This window comes from Klebsiella sp. GG_Kp146 (assembly GCF_040061975.1).
Classification (GTDB): domain Bacteria; phylum Pseudomonadota; class Gammaproteobacteria; order Enterobacterales; family Enterobacteriaceae; genus Klebsiella; species Klebsiella quasipneumoniae.
On sequence record NZ_JBEAHA010000001.1, the window covers coordinates 60,933 to 78,723 of the forward strand.

General features: G+C 58.9%; 16 protein-coding genes and 1 pseudogene. 8 read left to right on the top strand and 9 right to left on the bottom strand.

The window, feature by feature from the left end:
• Positions 1-61: 61 nt before the first annotated feature.
• A complete protein-coding gene (gene ppsA / locus ABLU95_RS00285) occupies positions 62-2,440 on the bottom strand; it encodes a phosphoenolpyruvate synthase (RefSeq protein ID WP_004203115.1) in 2,379 nt (792 codons plus the stop codon).
• A 75-nt stretch (positions 2,441-2,515) separates the two neighbouring features.
• Between ppsA and ABLU95_RS00290 the strand changes: the two are divergent.
• From ABLU95_RS00290 to hemP, 4 genes and pseudogenes are all read left to right on the top strand, one after another.
• Positions 2,516-2,632: pseudogene (locus tag ABLU95_RS00290) on the top strand (hypothetical protein); the annotation flags it as partial.
• A gap of 147 nt (positions 2,633-2,779) precedes the next feature.
• On the top strand, positions 2,780-3,613 hold the full coding sequence (locus ABLU95_RS00295; RefSeq protein ID WP_348878573.1) for a pyruvate, water dikinase regulatory protein: 834 nt from the start codon (positions 2,780-2,782) through the stop codon (positions 3,611-3,613).
• A 154-nt stretch (positions 3,614-3,767) separates the two neighbouring features.
• Entirely contained in the window at positions 3,768-4,814 is a 1,047-nt protein-coding gene (gene aroH / locus ABLU95_RS00300; protein WP_032453261.1) for a 3-deoxy-7-phosphoheptulonate synthase AroH, read from the top strand.
• Between the two features lie 155 nt (positions 4,815-4,969).
• Positions 4,970-5,149: a hemin uptake protein HemP gene (gene hemP / locus ABLU95_RS00305; protein WP_085551113.1), complete on the top strand. Its 180-nt coding sequence runs from the start codon at positions 4,970-4,972 to the stop codon at positions 5,147-5,149.
• A 29-nt stretch (positions 5,150-5,178) separates the two neighbouring features.
• Here hemP and selO read toward each other — a convergent pair whose 3' ends face one another.
• The 4 genes from selO to ABLU95_RS00325 form a co-directional block, all read right to left on the bottom strand.
• Positions 5,179-6,621, bottom strand: a complete 1,443-nt coding sequence (gene selO / locus ABLU95_RS00310; RefSeq protein WP_348878576.1) for a protein adenylyltransferase SelO — start codon at positions 6,619-6,621, stop codon at positions 5,179-5,181.
• 113 nt (positions 6,622-6,734) lie between these two features.
• Complete coding sequence (locus ABLU95_RS00315; protein ID WP_002909082.1) at positions 6,735-7,199, bottom strand: NlpC/P60 family protein; 465 nt, start codon at positions 7,197-7,199, stop codon at positions 6,735-6,737.
• An 81-nt stretch (positions 7,200-7,280) separates the two neighbouring features.
• Positions 7,281-8,030 carry a vitamin B12 ABC transporter ATP-binding protein BtuD gene (gene btuD, locus ABLU95_RS00320; RefSeq protein ID WP_023290105.1) on the bottom strand — a complete coding sequence of 250 codons (750 nt, stop codon included), beginning with the start codon at positions 8,028-8,030 and terminating at the stop codon, positions 7,281-7,283.
• Positions 8,030-8,581, bottom strand: coding sequence for a glutathione peroxidase (locus ABLU95_RS00325; protein ID WP_072419983.1), 552 nt, complete (start codon positions 8,579-8,581; stop codon positions 8,030-8,032). The genes btuD and ABLU95_RS00325 overlap by 1 nt, the downstream gene beginning before the upstream one ends.
• A 236-nt stretch (positions 8,582-8,817) precedes the next feature.
• Between ABLU95_RS00325 and ABLU95_RS00330 the strand changes: the two genes are divergently transcribed.
• Positions 8,818-9,618, top strand: a complete 801-nt coding sequence (locus ABLU95_RS00330) for a MetQ/NlpA family lipoprotein (protein ID WP_348878579.1) — start codon at positions 8,818-8,820, stop codon at positions 9,616-9,618.
• A 45-nt stretch (positions 9,619-9,663) separates the two neighbouring features.
• On the opposite strand, the gene btuC is transcribed toward ABLU95_RS00330, so the two are convergent.
• Together btuC and ABLU95_RS00340 are read right to left on the bottom strand one after the other, a co-directional pair.
• Positions 9,664-10,641 (bottom strand): vitamin B12 ABC transporter permease BtuC, encoded by a 978-nt coding sequence (gene btuC, locus ABLU95_RS00335; RefSeq protein ID WP_065881301.1) that lies wholly within the window; start codon positions 10,639-10,641, stop codon positions 9,664-9,666.
• 120 nt (positions 10,642-10,761) lie between these two features.
• The gene (locus ABLU95_RS00340) at positions 10,762-12,195 is read right to left on the bottom strand and encodes a H+/gluconate symporter (RefSeq protein WP_023290109.1); all 1,434 of its coding nucleotides are present in this window, start codon (positions 12,193-12,195) and stop codon (positions 10,762-10,764) included.
• A gap of 275 nt (positions 12,196-12,470) precedes the next feature.
• Between ABLU95_RS00340 and ABLU95_RS00345 the strand changes: the two genes are divergently transcribed.
• From ABLU95_RS00345 to ABLU95_RS00355, 3 genes are read left to right on the top strand one after another with little or no spacing between them, the layout of a single operon-like run.
• Positions 12,471-13,385: a LysR family transcriptional regulator gene (locus ABLU95_RS00345; RefSeq protein WP_023290110.1), complete on the top strand. Its 915-nt coding sequence runs from the start codon at positions 12,471-12,473 to the stop codon at positions 13,383-13,385.
• A 37-nt stretch (positions 13,386-13,422) separates the two neighbouring features.
• Positions 13,423-14,688, top strand: a complete 1,266-nt coding sequence (locus ABLU95_RS00350) for a D-amino acid dehydrogenase (protein WP_348878715.1) — start codon at positions 13,423-13,425, stop codon at positions 14,686-14,688.
• Entirely contained in the window at positions 14,685-15,038 is a 354-nt protein-coding gene (locus tag ABLU95_RS00355) for a RidA family protein (protein WP_348878582.1), read from the top strand. The genes ABLU95_RS00350 and ABLU95_RS00355 overlap by 4 nt, the downstream gene beginning before the upstream one ends.
• A 52-nt stretch (positions 15,039-15,090) precedes the next feature.
• On the opposite strand, the gene ihfA is transcribed toward ABLU95_RS00355, so the two are convergent.
• Positions 15,091-15,390 (bottom strand): integration host factor subunit alpha, encoded by a 300-nt coding sequence (ihfA, locus tag ABLU95_RS00360; RefSeq protein ID WP_002909098.1) that lies wholly within the window; start codon positions 15,388-15,390, stop codon positions 15,091-15,093.
• Positions 15,391-15,394: 4 nt separating this feature from the next.
• Positions 15,395-17,782 carry a phenylalanine--tRNA ligase subunit beta gene (pheT, locus tag ABLU95_RS00365; protein WP_348878584.1) on the bottom strand — a complete coding sequence of 796 codons (2,388 nt, stop codon included), beginning with the start codon at positions 17,780-17,782 and terminating at the stop codon, positions 15,395-15,397.
• Positions 17,783-17,791: the final 9 nt, after the last annotated feature.

Here is a 17,791-nt window from a genome sequence, read left to right on the forward strand (position 1 = left end):
CTGACACCGGCAAAAAAAATCCCCGGCATCGCTGCCGGGGATCTGTACTGTCAGGGCGAACTTATTTATTCAGTTCCGCCAGACCTAACCAGGTTTGCACCACGGTATCCGGGTTGAGGGACAGGCTATCAATCCCCTCCTCCATCAGCCAGGCGGCGAAATCTTCATGGTCAGACGGCCCCTGGCCGCAGATGCCGACGTATTTACCCTGCTGCTTCGCCGCGCGGATCGCCATCGACAGCAGCGCTTTCACCGCGTCGTTGCGTTCATCAAACAGCTCAGAGACCACGCCGGAGTCGCGGTCCAGACCGAGCGCCAGCTGGGTCATGTCGTTCGAGCCGATGGAGAAGCCGTCGAAGTACTCGAGGAACTGCTCGGCCAGCAACGCGTTCGACGGGATCTCGCACATCATGATGATCTTCAGCCCGTTCTCGCCGCGCTTCAGCCCCTGACGCTCCAGCTCTTCGACCACCGCTTTCGCCTGGGCGACGGTACGGACGAACGGCACCATCACTTCGACGTTGGTCAGCCCCATGTCGTTACGCACGCGCTTCATCGCTTCACATTCCAGCGCGAAGCAGTCGCGGAAGCTTTCGGAAACGTAGCGTCCGGCGCCGCGGAAGCCGAGCATTGGGTTCTCTTCTTCCGGCTCATAGCGCTCGCCGCCCACCAGGTTGGCGTATTCGTTCGACTTGAAGTCAGAGAGGCGCACAATCACCCGTTTCGGATAGAAAGCGGCGCCAAGGGTGGCGATCCCTTCGGTCAGGCGGCCAACGTAGAACTCTCTCGGCGAATCGTAGCCTTTCATCAGCTCGCGGATTTCGTTCTGCAGGCCCGGCTCCTGGTCGTCAAACTCCAGCAGCGCGCGCGGGTGAACGCCAATCATGCGGTTGATGATAAATTCCAGCCGCGCCAGACCCACGCCTTCGTTCGGCAGGCAGGCGAAGTCGAAGGCGCGATCCGGGTTGCCGACGTTCATCATCACCTTCAGCGGCAGATCCGGCATGTCGCCGACGCTGGAGCTCTTGACGCTAAAGTCCAGCAGCTCGGCGTAGACATAGCCGGTGTCGCCTTCGGCGCAGGAGACGGTCACATTCTGGTTTTCCTGAATGCGATCGGTGGCATCGCCGCAGCCGACCACCGCCGGAATACCCAGCTCACGAGCGATGATCGCCGCGTGGCAGGTACGTCCGCCGCGGTTGGTGACGATCGCCGAGGCTTTCTTCATGATCGGTTCCCAGTCCGGGTCGGTCATATCGGTAACCAGCACATCGCCTGGCTCAATGCGGTTCATCTCGCTGATATCGTGGATCACCTTCACCGGACCGGCGCCAATTCGGTGGCCGATGGCGCGCCCTTCGGCGATGATCTGCCCCTGAGCGTGGAGGGTATAACGCTCCATCACCTGGCCGCGGGAACGCACGGTTTCCGGACGCGCCTGGACGATAAACAGCTTACCGGTGTGGCCATCTTTCGCCCACTCGATATCCATCGGACGGCCGTAGTGCTTCTCGATCTGCACCGCCTGCTTCGCCAGCTCCTGCACCTCCTCGTTGGTTAACGAGAAGATATCGCGCTGCGCCTGCGGCACATCTTCGATACGCACCTGCTTGCCGTGCTCTTGAGTCGGCGCGTAAACCATGCGGATCTTTTTCGACCCCATGGTGCGGCGCACGATCGCCGGGCGGCCAGCGGCCAGCGTCGGTTTGTGGACGTAGAATTCGTCCGGGTTCACCGCGCCCTGCACCACCATCTCGCCCAAACCCCACGCCGAGGTGATAAACACCACCTGGTCAAAGCCGGATTCGGTATCGATGGAGAACATGACGCCGGAGGAGGCCAGATCGGAGCGGACCATCCTCTGCACCCCGGCGGAGAGCGCCACGCCGCGGTGATCGTAACCCTGATGCACGCGATAGGAGATCGCGCGATCGTTAAACAGTGAAGCAAACACGTGCTTCACGGCAACGAGCACGGCGTCAAAGCCCTGCACGTTGAGGAATGTCTCTTGCTGCCCGGCGAAGGAGGCGTCCGGCATATCTTCCGCGGTGGCGGAAGAGCGCACGGCGAATGAGGCCTCGGCGTCATCGGCGGACAGCAGGTCATAAGCATCGCGAATCGCGTTTTCCAGTTCGCTCTGGAAGGGGGTATCGATGATCCACTGTCGGATCTGCGCGCCCGCTTTCGCTAATGCGGAAACGTCGTCAATGTCGGTTTCATCCAGCAGCGCATAAATGCGCTGGTTAACACCGCTTTGGTCCAGGAACTGATTGAAAGCATCAGCGGTGGTGGCAAACCCGTTAGGTACGGACACACCCATACCGGACAGATTCGTAATCATTTCACCAAGGGAGGCATTTTTGCCCCCAACTCTGTCTACATCATTCATGCCGAGTTGGTTATACCAAAGCACCAGCGGTGACGAGCCATTGTTGGACATCGAGACAATCCTTTTGTGATTTAATACCAGTGAAAAAAATTTCACGATCGACTGCAAGATTATCCTGACATATTTATGGTGCTGAAAAAAACGGTGAATCGTTCAAGCAAATTATTTTTTCTTTTTTCGGACTGTTCCCCCGATATAGATAACTCAATGATTTTTAGGAATTATGACGAAAAACGCTGGAAATTACGGCAAAAAAAAGAAAATGAACCACCCTTTTCATAAAAAACAAAAATAGCGTTTCAATTTTAAGAAGAGACAAATCAAACAGGGATATGCTTAAATTTAATATCCGCTTTCAGGCAATTAAACTCATTATACCGGATGGTCAAAATGGAAAGTGCTGTAGATCGCCACGTATTTTATATTTCTGACGGTACCGCCATTACGGCGGAGGTGCTGGGGCATGCCGTCATGTCGCAATTCCCGGTCGCCATCAGCAGCGTGACCCTGCCGTTTGTGGAAAATATCAGTCGCGCGCGGGCGGTGAAAGAGCAGATCGACGCCATTTATCAGCAAACGGGCATCCGCCCGCTGGTGTTCTATTCCATCGTTATTCCGGAGATCCGCGATATCATTCTGCAAAGCGAGGGCTTTTGTCAGGATATCGTTCAGGCGCTGGTGGCCCCGCTGCAGCAGGAGCTCAACCTCGACCCGACGCCAGTGGCCCACCGCACCCACGGCCTGAACCCCGGGAACCTGATCAAATACGATGCGCGCATCGCCGCCATCGATTACACCCTCGCCCATGACGATGGCATCTCGCTGCGCAACCTTGACCAGGCGCAGGTGATCCTCCTCGGCGTGTCGCGCTGCGGCAAGACGCCCACCAGTCTGTACCTCGCTATGCAGTACGGCATTCGCGCCGCCAACTATCCGTTTATCGCCGACGATATGGACAATCTGGTTCTGCCGGCGTCGCTGAAACCCCTGCAGCATAAGATGTTCGGCCTGACCATCAACCCGGAGCGTCTGGCGGCGATCCGCGAGGAGCGCCGGGAGAACAGCCGCTACGCTTCGCTGCGCCAGTGTCGGATGGAAGTGACCGAAGTGGAGGCGCTGTATCGTAAGAATAAAATCCCCTGCCTGAACAGCACCAACTATTCCGTTGAGGAACTAGCGACAAAAATCATGGACATCATGGGACTGAATCGCAGGATGTACTAATACACTAGTACATTATTAAAAATTTGTTTATGCTATCACCCGTGGCCTATACAGGATCATGCCCTGCTCTTGCAATAAGCAGGGATTGGTTTATCGTGATGCGCATCACTTCCCGGCATTTTCGCTGGCGAAGAAACAGATTTTTGAGACCCCAATGAATAAAACAGACGAATTGCGTACCGCGCGTATTGAAAGCCTGGTAACGCCCGCGGAGCTGGCCCAGCGCCATCCCGTCACCGCCGACGTGGCCGCCCACGTCTCGGCCTCCCGTCGCCGCATTGAAAAAATCCTCAACGGCGAAGACCGCCGCCTGCTGGTGATTATCGGCCCCTGCTCCATTCACGACACCGACGCGGCGATGGAGTATGCCCGCCGCCTGCAGACCATGCGCGAGCGCTACCAGCCGCAGCTGGAGATCGTGATGCGCACCTACTTCGAAAAACCCCGTACCGTGGTGGGCTGGAAAGGCTTAATCTCCGATCCGGACCTCAACGGCAGCTATCGGGTCAACCACGGTATTGAACTGGCACGGCGCCTGCTGCTGCAGGTTAATGAGCTGGGGGTGCCGACGGCCACCGAGTTTCTCGATATGGTGACCGGTCAGTTTATCGCCGATCTCATCAGCTGGGGAGCCATCGGGGCGCGCACCACGGAAAGCCAGATCCACCGTGAAATGGCCTCGGCGCTCTCCTGCCCGGTCGGGTTTAAAAACGGTACCGACGGCAATACGCGCATCGCCGTAGACGCCATCCGCGCCTCCCGCGCCAGCCATATGTTCCTCTCTCCGGACAAGCAGGGGCAGATGACGATTTACCAGACCAGCGGCAACCCGTACGGGCATATCATTATGCGCGGCGGCAAACGGCCGAACTATCACGCCGAGGATATCGCCGCCGCCGGCGAAGCGCTGCGTGAATTCAATCTGCCGGAGCAGCTGGTGGTCGACTTCAGCCATGGCAACTGCCAGAAGCAGCATCGCCGTCAGCTGGAGGTGTGCGCCGATATCTGTCAGCAAATTCGCGCGGGCTCTACCGCCATCGCCGGCATTATGGCGGAGAGCTTCCTGCAGGAAGGGACCCAGAAAGTGGTTCCCGGCCAGCCGCTGGCCTGGGGCCAGTCGATCACCGATCCCTGCCTGAGCTGGGAAGACAGCGAACGTTTATTGAGCGAACTGGCGGCCGCCACGGCCACCCGTCTGTGACCGCTCCGCCCGCCGCGCCTGCGGTGGGCGATCCCCTTCTGCCATTCCCCTACCAAATTCGGTAACACGATAAATAACGCTTGCCGTCAAAAACAACATTATTGATAATGATTATCATTGTTGCTTTGATTTTTATTTTGAGAGCTATGACGCGTATGGATAACACTGCCACAGCTGAAAAACCAAAAGACAATGCCCCCTATCCCGTGGCGACGGACAGACAGATCAGCAGTCGGGTTCTGTTAGGCAGCGAAGGACGGATAGTCATTGAGCATGGCGGCCAGCGCTATCTGTTGCGCCAGACCCACGCCGGGAAGTTGATCCTGACCAAATAATCGCCCCGCAGCGCGCGGGGCGAGGCGAGTTAGCTCGAGCAGCTGACTTCCAGACGTTTCCCCCAGTCCGGCGGCCGGCGGACGTAGTCGTCCTCGCGATCGGTGAAGGGATCGGCCAGCGCGGCATGCAGACGCTCCAGCTCCCCCATATCGCCAGCCTCAGCCTGCTCGATCGCCCGCTGCGCCAGCCAGTTACGTAACACCAGCGCCGGGTTGACGCCCTGCATCCGCTGCTGGCGCTGGGCATCCTCCACCTGTTCATCACGAAGCCGCGCGCGATAGCCGGCGAACCAGCTGTCGAATGCCGCACGGTCGATAAACTCGTCGCGCAGCGGCGTGGCCGCGCTGAGCTGTTCGCTATGGCTCAGCAGGCGGAACGTTCGGGTATAGTCGCTTCTCTCGCGGATCATCAGGGCAAACAGACCGTCGAGCAGATCGTTATCCCCTTTCTGCTGAGTGAACAGGCCAAGTTTGTCGCGCATCCGCTGGCCATAGGCGGTCAGCAAGGCGTGCTGATACTCATCCAGCGCCGCGTTCAGCGCTTCGGCGCTGATAAACGGCGACAGCGACTGGGCCAGACGCTGCAGATTCCACAGCCCCACCGCCGGCTGGTTTTCAAAACTGTAGCGCCCCTGGTAATCGGAGTGGTTGCAGATAAAGTCCGGCTGAAAATCGTCAAGGAAGCCATACGGCCCGTAGTCGATGGTCAAACCGAGAATCGACATGTTGTCGGTATTCATCACCCCATGGGCAAAGCCCACGGTTTGCCAGCTGGCGATGGTCTGCGCGGTACGCGTGACAACGTCACGGAACCATAACAGGTGCTTGTCCGCTTCATCCTGCAGCTGCGGCCAGTGGTGACGAATGACATAATCGGCCAGCTGCTGAACCATCTGCGGCTCGCGACGATAGTAAAAATGTTCGAAATGACCAAAGCGGACATGGCTCTCGGCCACCCGCATCAGCATCGCGCCAGGCTCCACGCGCTCGCGGTAGACCGGGGTATCGCTGGTGACCATCGCCAGGGCGCGCGTCGTCGGGATCCCCAGGGCGTGCATCGCCTCCGACGCCAGGCTTTCCCGGATCGTCGAGCGCAGCACGGCGCGGCCGTCCCCCATCCGTGAATAGGGTGTCAGGCCGGCGCCTTTCAGATGCCAGTCGTAACGGCGGCCATCCGCCAGCTGCTGCTCACCGAGCAGGATCCCGCGTCCGTCGCCCAGCTGGCCGGCCCAGGCGCCAAACTGATGGCCACTGTAAACCTGCGCCAGCGGCGACATGCCCGGGAGCAGCGCTTCGCCGCCCCAGACGCCGGCCCCGCTTTCCGGCGCAAACAGCGCGTCAGGGACGCCCAGCTGTTGCGCCAGCGGAGCGTTGCGCCAGATGAGTCGGGCGTTATCGAGCGGCGTCGGTGACAGGGAAGTGTAAAAGTCCGGCAGCTCATCCCGCCAGTGGGTGGTAAAAGAAAGGGTCATGGTTCCTCCTCTCTCCAGTGTAGTGCCTGGAACAGCGGATTAACACGGGCGGAGTGCAGGGTTATCGGCATAAAAAAGGGAAGCGCTCGCTTCCCTCCGGCCGCTGAATGACGTCAGATACGCCGCGCCTGCCAGAATTTTTTGTTCCAGTAGACGTTATCCAGCGAGGAACGGGTGACGCCCTGACTGGTGGAGGCATGAATAAACTGGTTATCGGTATCGTAGATGCCGACGTGCAGGCCGCTTTCGCCTGAGCCGGTTTTGAAGAACACCAGATCGCCGGGCAGCAGATCGCGCTTATCAATACGGGTGCCGATTTCCGCCTGCTCGCGGGTTTCGCGCGGCAGCTGGAGGGCAAATTTATCGCGAAACGTGCGCACCACAAAGCCGGAGCAGTCGACGCCGCGCGGCGTCATGCCGCCGTAGCGATACGGTGCGCCGCGCCAGCTGCGCAGCTGCTCGTTCAGATTCGCCACCACCGTAATGGAGTCAGCCAGCCGAGGATTCGGCGGCGGTGCCCGATGGCTGCTGCAGCCGGCTAAAATTAACGCCGCCGCCAACATGAACCAGAAGCGCATTTCAGATGATCCCTCTGTCCCTAGTCTCTTTATCGCAATAATTTAGCTTGTTTATCAATATAGTGACAAGATAACTGCGTGCTACTGTGACGCGATGAGCATAATATGACCGGCCACCTCCACGCGCTGGAACGGGATCGCATAGGCAGCGGTTAAATTTTCCTCGTTCAGCACCTCGGCGGTCTCCCCGCAGGCGATGGCTTCCCCCTGGCAGAGCAGCCAGCTCTGTCCGGCATGGCGCAAAGTGTGGTTGAGATCGTGACTGCTCATCACCACCGCGATTCCCGCCGCGCTCAGCTCGCGTAACAGCCGATCCAGCGCCGCCTGCTGGGCCACATCCAGACTGTTCATCGGCTCATCCAACAGCAGCAGCTGACCCGCGGGATTGCTTAAGGGATCGATCTGCAGGATCACTGCCGCCAGCCGCACGCGCTGCCACTCGCCGCCCGACAGCTGATTGACCTGACGGCCCAGCTTATTGTCAAGGCCAAGCCTGGCCGCGATATCGTTCACCCGGGCGCTGTCGCCCTGCTGCTGCCTGTGCAGCGCCAGATAGTGCCACACCGGCATGGCGAACGGCGGGGTCTGCTGCTGGCACAGATATCCGCGGCGGCGCGCCAGCTCCGTCGCCGGCCACTCGTCAAGCAACCGTCCGTTAAAATGAATCGCGCCGGGGCCGTCGGACAGCCCCGCCATGCGGGCCAGCAGCGTGCTCTTCCCTGCGCCGTTCGGCCCCACCAGGTGGACGATCTCCCCGGCGCGAAAGGCCGCAGAAAACGGGGCCAGACGCCCCGCCGCTTCTACATCCTGTAGCTGCATCAGAAACGACATTATTTCGCCAGCGCTCCTTTAATCGCCGCCACCAGCTGCGGATCGTCCGGCGTCATATCCGGAGAGAAGCGCTGAATGACGTTGCCCTGGCGATCGATGAGGAATTTTTCGAAATTCCACAGAATGTCGTCCACGTACAGCGGCGCGCGGCCCTTGCTGGCCATCCGCTCATAAAAACCGCTACCTTCCGGGGCCACCGCCTTCGGCGCGGCGGCAACCAGCTTTTGATAGAGCGGTGCGCGATGCTCGCCGTTGACGTCAATCTTGCTGAACAGCGGGAAGGTGACGCCGTAGGTGGTGCTGCAGAAGGTCTTAATCTCTTCTTCACTCCCCGGCTCCTGGCCGAGGAACTGGTTGCAGGGGAAGCCCAGCACGCTGAAGCCCTCGCCGGCAAACTGCTTTTGCAGGTCCTCCAGTTGCTCATACTGCGGCGTCAGGCCGCATTTGGAGGCCACATTGACGATCAGCAGTACCTTGCCGGCAAAGGATGCCAGGGTGGTTTTCTCGCCATCAATGGTCGTCACTTCGGTATTCAGAATGTCATGTTGCATAGCCTGTCCTCAATGGATAAACCGGTTTCCGGTGAAGGTGATCCCTATCTACTGTAGCGGATTCAGCGCCCGCCATTCTACTGCCAATCCCCGCGAGTTGTCGCATGATGTAACAGCGCTTCGCTGCCCGTCAGCAACATGAAATCCTCTCAATTGGGCAGGCACCTATTTACGTGTACAGTGTTCCATGAATGTAATATGGTTTCGTTACTTGTTAATTTAAGAGAGTTTTGTTGATGAAGAAGTTGTTTAGCCTGGCGTTAATCGCCGCCTCTGTCGCCCTGCTGAGCGCCTGCTCTCCGGATGAAGATAATAAAGTGAAAGTCGCTATCAACACCGGGCCGGACGAAGCCATCTGGAAAGTGGTGGAGCAAGTGGCGAAGGATAAATATCACCTCGACGTCGAAGTGGTCTCCTTCAATGATTATGTGCTGCCTAACGAAGCGCTGAACAACAAAGATGTGGATGCCAACGCCTTCCAGACTCTGCCGTACCTTGAGGCGCAGTCGAAAGAGCGCGGCTATAAATTCGCGGTGGTCGGTAAAACCTTTGTCTTCCCTATCGCCGCCTATTCACAGCGCATCAAAAATATCAGCGAGCTCCCCGAGGGAGCGACGGTGACCATCTCTAATGAAACCACTACCCTGGGCCGCAGCCTGCTGCTGCTTCAGGCGCAGGGGCTGCTCAAGCTGAAACCGGGCGTCGGCTATTTACCCACCACGCTGGATATCATCGACAACCCGAAACAGCTGAAGATTGTGGAGGTGGATACCCCGCAGCTGACCCGCACCCTGGATGACCCGAACGTCAGCCTGTCAATCATTAACACCAACTTCTCCGCCCAGGCGGGCCTGTCGGCCGCCCGCGACGGCCTGTTCATGGAGGGACCAGATTCCCCTTACGTGAATGCGATTGTCGCCCGCGAGGATAACAAGGACAGCAAGAAAATTCAGGAACTGAAAGCCGCCTTCCAGACCAGTGAAGTCGCGGAAAAAGCGAAGGAAGTCTACAAAGGCGACGCGATCAAAGGCTGGTAAGCCCGAGCCGGCGCCGTCCCTGCAGACGGCGTCGCGCTATTCCCGTCACCGCGAGCGCAGCAGCAACCAGATAAAGACCGGCGCGCCCAGCGTCGCCGTCACCACGCCAATCGGCAGCTCAGCGGCGGAAAGCGCCAGCCGGGCGATAATATCCGCCCCCAGCAAGGCGCTTGCCCCTGCCAGCATGCAGGCCGGGAGCAAGACCCGGTGATCGCTCAAGCCGCATAGCCGCAGAATGTGTGGGATCACCAGGCCGATAAAGCCAATCGCCCCCGCCAGCGCCACGCTAACGCCGACCATCCAGCCGGTCGCCACCACCAGCAGCTTACGCCACAGCCACAGCGGCAGGCCGAGCTGACGGGCGGAGACTTCGCCCAGCGCCAGTAAATTCAGGGGTTGCGACTGCAGACAGACCCAGCAGAGCGCTGGCAGGAGGGCTATCATCAGCCACAGCTGCTGCCAGTCGACGCCGCCAAACCCGCCCATCATCCAGTACATCAGCTGACGCAGGTCAAAAGAGGTGGAGAAATAGACCGCCCAGGTCATCAGGGCGCTGCAGATGATCCCCAGCGCTACCCCCGCCAGCAGCAGGCGGCTGGTGGAAAGATGGCGGCGGGCAAAACGCAGCAGAATAAAGGTGATCAGCAGCGCGCCCAGGATCGCACACAGCCCGAGCGCCCAACCCGGTAACAGGCCTTTACCCAGCAGGACGGCGGCAATCAGCCCGACCCCCGCGCCGTTGGAGACGCCCAGCAGACCCGGTTCCGCCAGCGGATTTTCAAACAGCGCCTGCATTATCGCCCCGGAGAGCGCCAGCGCCGCCCCCACCAGCAGCACCGCAAGGGTCCGCGGCAGGCGGATCTGCCAGATAAACAGCTGACCTTTGGCGCTGAGCCACTCGCCGGGCGGGATCCATTGATCCCCCGCGCACAGGCTGATCAGCAGGGTGACCAGCAGCAACAGCGTTAAACTAAGGAGCCAACGCCGGCTGCGGCGCTGTTGAAGATGGGCGAGAGTCAGCATAGATTCCATTACGCAGTGGGAACAAGAGGCTGATTTTACGGTGGGTGTCGCGGTGAGAAAAGGAAAACCTCACGACCAAAGGTCGACGCGGAGGACCCTCCCCCCGTCGACCATCCCGCTTTACACCAGAATCTGAAACAGCAGCGCGAAGAGAATGATGTTCGCCACCACGATTGCCCAGCCGTTATAGAGCATATACTTCAGATGTGTAGACTGCGCCAGCCCCATCTGGCCGAACATGTCCGATGAGGGAAACGGCCCGAACCAGTCCACCTGAGACGAGGCCAGCAGCACCGCGGTGGTCCCCTGCGGCGGCACGCCGGCGGCCATCAGCATCGGGCCAAAGATTTTATGCGTAAAGGTCATCTGGGCTACCGCCGCGCCGGGCACATGGCCGATAATATTGAACGCGAAGATGCTAAAGCACAGCCAGGCCGGGGAGATCCCTTCCAGCAGCGGCTGAGTATACTCCAGCAGCCCCTGATAGGCGTGCAGGCCATCCATCAGCTCAAGGATCGGGTTATACAGCCAGTAGAGAATAAACATCCACACCAGACGACCGCAGCCGTGATACAGCGCCTGCAGGATCTGCGTCGGCCGCAGGCCGCCCACCAGCCCGGTCATCAGCGCCACCAGCAGCATGACGATAATCGCAAAGCTGAAGCCGGCTTTAATCACCACCCCAACCACCGCCATCACGATGATGGTCGCGGCGAAAGCCAGCGCGCTTAATTTACGCCGGCGCTGCTGCGCGGCGCTAAGGTCCTCTTGCGGCTTTTCCGAGAGATCGACCTCATAGCGCAGTTTGCCTTCGGTCATCTTCTGGATCCGTCCGGCCATGATCCAGCCGGCTAACAGGGTGACGGCGCTCATCGGCAGGCCGACATACAGCAGATAATCCGGATAGCTCAGACCGCCGAGGCTGAGGATCGTCACGGTGCTGGGGGTGAAGGGCCCGGTAAAGAGTCCAACGGAACCGGCGGTCATCATCAGCGCAGCTACCGTCGGCGGCGTTAAGCGTACCGCCGCCGCTACGGGGATAATCACTGCGACAATAATCGCATTGCCGCCGGCCATGGTGCCCAGCGAACCGCAAATTAAAATCGATGACACCACAATGCCGAACTTGACCCGCGTCTGGCTCGACAGCCCAATACGGTGGACCACGAATTTCACCAGTTCAACCGCCGCGCCGGTGCGGGTGGCCACTTCCCCCACGCCGGCGCCGAGCATAATGATAAGCCCGACGGTGGCAATAAATGACCCGGTGGACTTCGCCAGCATCGCGCCCATTTCCGGCAGACCGGTCGAGGTCATGATCATGGCGATAATAATCGAGGAGATGACCGCCAGCACTATATCGACGCCGATCAGCGATAATATCGCTAACGCCACCAGCGGCGTAAATCCCAGCAGGCCAAGCTCGCTGCCCGGTCGACCGTGGCACCACAGCGCAATCAACACGAACAGCAGCAATAACAGACCGGTAATAACGTTTTTTCGCGTGATATTTCGCCTGACAGGCGTATTGCCTGCGAGCGTTGAGTCACTCATAACACTCCTTAATGCCAATCAATCCGACCATGATGGTCAGGTGGTGTATGGGGGCCTGCTCAGAAAATATCCTCCCTCTTTTTCATTATTGGCCGCAGCCTGAGGGTCTGTTGGGGTACAAAGGAAACGATTCTGAGAGCGTTTTATTCCGCCATCAGGCGGGCCAGCAGCACAATATGTAACCAATGCGCTGATTGGTGATTAAATTTATGTTAACTTAGTGTTAGTGGAAAATGACTTTTTATCGGTAGGCTATAACCCTGAGTTAACTGTTCATGAAACTGCGTCATCTGGAAATCTTCTATGCCGTCATGACCTGCGGCTCTCTGTCACGGGCGGCGGAATCGCTCAATATCTCCCAGCCAGCGGCCAGCAAAGCGTTAAAAAGCGCCGAACTGAAGCTGGGCTTTACCCTGTTTCAGCGGGTGCGCGGCAAGCTGCTGCCGACCAGCGAGGCGATCACACTTTTCGAAAAAGCGCAGACTATTTATCAGGACCTGGACAACCTGCGCCTGCTGGCCGATAACCTGGCCCGCGATCCGCGCGCCAAAATCACCTTAGGCTGTCTGCCGAGCCTGGGGTTAAGCCTGGTGCCGGAGCTGGTGACCGATTTTTATCAGCAAAACAGCAACCTGGTGATGACGCTCACCACCGAGCACACCGAGACGCTGGTCAGAAAACTGGATTTACGCGAGATAGACTTAGCGCTGACGCTGCAGCCGGTGCAGCAGGGAGAGATCCTTACCACCCTGATTGCCGAAGTGCCGCTGGTCTATATCGACCGTCATTATCGTCAGGGAGCGGTGGATATCAGCCAGATCGACCAGCAGCGCTGGATCTCGCCGGGGCCGCACTCGCTTTCCGCCGCCATCGCCACCCGTCGCGACTTTTCCACTACCCGGCTGAATGTCCAGACCTACTACATGGCCACCGAGTTCGTGAAGCGCGGCATGGGCTGCAGCATTACCGATATCTTTTCCGCCCAGCACAACCTGGCTCCCGAGATGATCCATCCCATTACGCCGCCGATGGCCATTAACCTCTGCCTGCTGCGTCGGGCCGACGTTTCCCTGAGCCCGATGGCGCAAAAATTCGTCGATTTTCTCTGCCAGCGCCTGCGCCAGCAGCTCAAGGAGATTAACCTGCGGTTATACCCTGACCATAAAAAGTCAATTGCGCCGCCAGGGTAAATGCTTTGACATTACCCGATAAATTGAACAGCGGTGGATATATCGGGTTATGAACAAACGCATTGTCATTATCGGCGGCGGCGTGGTCGGTCTGGCCACGGCCTGGGAACTGATCAAGCGCGGCCATCAGGTGCAATTACTGGAGCGCAACGGCGAACCGGCCAGCGCCACCAGTTTTGCCAACGGCGGACAATTAAGTTACCGCTACGTCGCCCCCCTTGCCGACAGCGGTGTTCCCCTGCAGGGGATAAAATGGATGGGCAAAGCCGATTCGCCGCTCAATATGCGTCTCAATATCTCTTTACAGCAGTGGCGCTGGCTGCTGCAGTTCCTGCGCGCCTGTAATAGCCAGACCAATAAAATAAACGGCGCTCATATATTGCGTCTGTCGCTGCTCAGCCGGCAGGTCATGCAGTCGTGGCGGGAAGAGGATAATCTTGCAGATTTTCACTGGCGACGCAGCGGAAAATTAATTATCCATCGCCGGGAATATGATTTTACTAAAGCGGCAAAAGGGATCGATCCTCAGTATCAGCAGGCGCTGAATGCTGAAGCCTGCCTGCAGCTGGAACCGGCGCTAAAACATATCAGCCCTTCGCTGCAGGGCGGAATTTATTCGCCGGGGGATGAAACGGCGGATTGCCATCAGTTTTGCCTTGCGCTGATCGGCAAGCTCACCGCCAGCAGCCGCTTCAGCCTGCTGACCCACTGTGAGGTGCAGCGGCTCGCCAGGCGCGGCGGACGCGTCAGCGCCCTGGAGACCAGCCGCGGGACCATCACCGGCGATGAGTACGTCGTCGCCGCCGGCAACGGCAGCGGTCCGTTGCTGGGGCACATGGGCGTTCGCGTGCCGCTCTGCGCCCTGAAGGGGTACAGCCTGACCCTTCCCTATCCGCAGCAGGCGGGCATTGCGCCGGACATCAGCGTCACCGATTACGGGCACAAAATCGTTTATGCCCGCCTGGGCCAGCAGCTGCGCATCGCGGCGATGGTGGACATCGGCTACGACGGCGACACACTGCGCGAGAGCCGCATTCAGGCGCTGAAAAAAATCGTCTCCCGCAGCTTTCCCGAACTCGAGGGGTTGGACCAGGCCGAAGCCTGGACCGGCATGCGCCCCTCAACGCCAGCCGGGCCACCGCTACTGGGACGCGCCGGCTACCCCAACCTGTGGATGAATCTCGGCCAGGGCAGCCTCGGTTTTACCCTCGCCGCCGGCAGCGCGGTGGTGCTGGGCGCGTTAATCGACAATCAGATGCCAGACATTTCTTTAGAAGGTCTCACATGGAAACAAACCGCATGACAATCATTCGCAATCATCCTCAACCTCGTCTTACCGCCAGCGTTGCGTATGGCAATCTGCTGTTCCTCTCCGGACAGACGCCGAAAAGCAACGAGGAGGACATCGCCTTGCAGACCCGCGAAGTGCTGGAGAAAATCGACGCCCTGCTGGCGGCGGCCGGGAGCGATAAGCGGCACATTCTCTCCGCGCAGATCTGGCTGAAAAATATCGAGCGTGACTTTGCCGCGTTCAATGAGGCGTGGGTGGAGTGGATGCCGGAAGGCCATAGCCCGGCACGCGCGGCCGTACAGGCGGAGATGGCGCGACCAGACATCCTGGTGGAGATCATGCTCACCGCCGTTAAAGCGTAAGATTCGACAGAAAAGAAAAAGGCCGCAATGCGGCCTTTTTAATTAGTTCAGATTATTTGTCTTTAGGCGACGCGTTTTCGACACGGCTTTTCAGCTTCTGACCGGGTCTGAAGGTCACCACGCGCCGGGCTGTAATGGGAATATCCTCCCCCGTCTTCGGGTTACGTCCCGGGCGTTGGTTTTTATCCCGCAAATCGAAGTTGCCGAACCCGGAGAGTTTGACCTGTTCTCCGTTTTCCAGAGCACGACGGATCTCTTCGAAAAACAACTCGACCAGTTCTTTGGCATCCCGCTTGCTAAGCCCAAGCTTATCAAACAGATATTCTGACATTTCAGCTTTTGTAAGCGCCATAGGTTCAATCCCTCAATGATGCCTGGAATCGCTCTTTTAATGCCTCTACACATCTGGCAACGGTAGCGGCAATCTCCTCTTCTTCGAGTGTACGGCTGGTATCCTGCAGGATCAGGCTAATCGCAAGGCTCTTATACCCTTCCGCCACACCTTTACCACGGTACACGTCAAATAAGTTTACGCCAACTACCTGATTTACGCCAACTTTCTTACATTCGGCTAAAACATCGGCGGCAGCCACGTTTTCCGCGACCAGCACCGCGATGTCGCGACGGTTCGCCGGGAAGCGGGAAATGTCGCGCGCCTGAGGCACCACGCGGTCTGCGAGCTTGTTCCACTCCAGTTCAAACACCAGAGTGCGACCGTTCAGATCCAGTTTACGTTCCAGCTCAGGATGAACAACCCCAATGAAACCAATGCGTTCACCTTTAAGATAAATCGCTGCGGATTGCCCCGGATGCAGTGCGGTGGTCGCTTCAGCACGGAATTCGATATCCGCTAATTTTCCGGTTAAATCCAGAACGGCTTCCAGATCGCCTTTCAGATCATAGAAATCGACCGTCTCTTTCGCCAGTGTCCAGTGCTCTTCGTAGCGGTTGCCGCAGATCGCCCCGGCCAGCATCACATCCTGACGAATGCCCAGCGGCGCATTGGTGTCCGGCACAAAGCGCAGACCGCTCTCAAAGATGCGAACCCGGCTCTGCTGACGGTTCTGGTTGTAGACCACGGTCCCCAGCAGGCCAGTCCACAGCGACAGGCGCATGGCCGACATTTCGCTGGAGATCGGGCTTGGCAGGATCAGCGCCTCTTCACCGGCGTGGATCAGCTGCTGGACTTTCGGGTCGACGAAGCTGTAGGTGATCACTTCCTGATAGCCTTTGTCATTCAGCAGCGTTTTCACGCGCTTCAGCGACAGGTCGGCTTCACGATGGGTACCCATGATCAGACCCGCCTGCACCGACTCATCAGGAATGTTGTTGTAGCCATAAACGCGAGCCACTTCCTCGACCAGATCCTCTTCGATCTCCATGTCGAAACGCCAGCTCGGGGCCACCGCCTGCCATTCGCCCTCGCCCACCGTCACTTCGCAGCCGAGGCGCTGAAGAATGTCAGTGACCTGCGCGTCGTCGATATGGTGGCCAATCAGGCGATCCAGTTTGCTGCGACGCAGAGTGATGGTGGCGCGTTTTGGCAGGGTCGCTTCGTTGGTCACGTCGATCACCGGGCCGGCTTCGCCGCCGCAGAGGTCGATCAGCAGACGCGTGGCGCGCTCCAGCGCTTTATACTGCAGGGCCGGATCGACGCCGCGCTCATAGCGATGAGAGGCATCGGTGTGCAGGCCGTGACGGCGCGCGCGGCCGGTAATGGACAGCGGGCTGAAGAAAGCACACTCCAGCAGTACGTTCTGGGTTTTGTCGTTAACGCCGGAGTGCTCCCCGCCGAAGATCCCGCCCATTGCCAGCGCTTTGTTGTGGTCAGCAATGACCAGGGTATCGCTGTCGAGCTTCGCTTCGGAGCCATCGAGCAGGACCAGGGTTTCGCCCTCTTTTGCCATGCGCACCACGATCCCGCCTTCAATACGGTCGCGGTCAAAGGCGTGCATCGGCTGGCCCAGCTCAAGCAGCACATAGTTGGTCACGTCAACCACCGCGTCGATGGAGCGGATCCCGCAGCGGCGCAGTTTCTCTTTCATCCACAGCGGCGTCGGCGCTTTGACGTTGATGCCTTTCACCACGCGGCCCAGATAGCGCGGGCACGCCTGCGGGGCGTCAACCTGAATCGGCAGCACATCGTCAATGGTGGCGGCTACCGGGGTGATTTCCGGCGCGTTCAGCGGCGCCTTGTTCAGCACGGCCACATCGCGCGCGACGCCGATGATGCCCAGGCAGTCGGCACGGTTCGGGGTGACGCTGATTTCGATAGTGTTATCGTCAAGCTTCAGATATTCGCGAATATCGGTACCGATCGGCGCATCCGCCGGCAGCTCGATAATTCCGCTATGATCATCGGAAATGCCCAGCTCGGAGAAGGAGCACAGCATCCCCTCTGACGGCTCGCCGCGCAGTTTCGCGGCTTTGATTTTAAAATCGCCCGGCAGCACGGCGCCGATGGTCGCCACGGCGACTTTCAGCCCCTGACGGCAGTTTGGCGCGCCGCAGACGATGTCCAGCAGGCGTTCGCCGCCGACGTTGACTTTGGTGACGCGCAGTTTGTCGGCGTTCGGGTGCTGACCGCACTCCACTACTTCACCGACAACGACGCCGTTGAAGGTGCCGGCAACCGGCTCAACGCCGTCCACTTCGAGGCCCGCCATGGTGATCTGATCGGAAAGCGCTTCGCTGTCGATCGCCGGGTTAACCCACTCGCGTAACCACAGTTCACTGAATTTCATTGTTCTGTC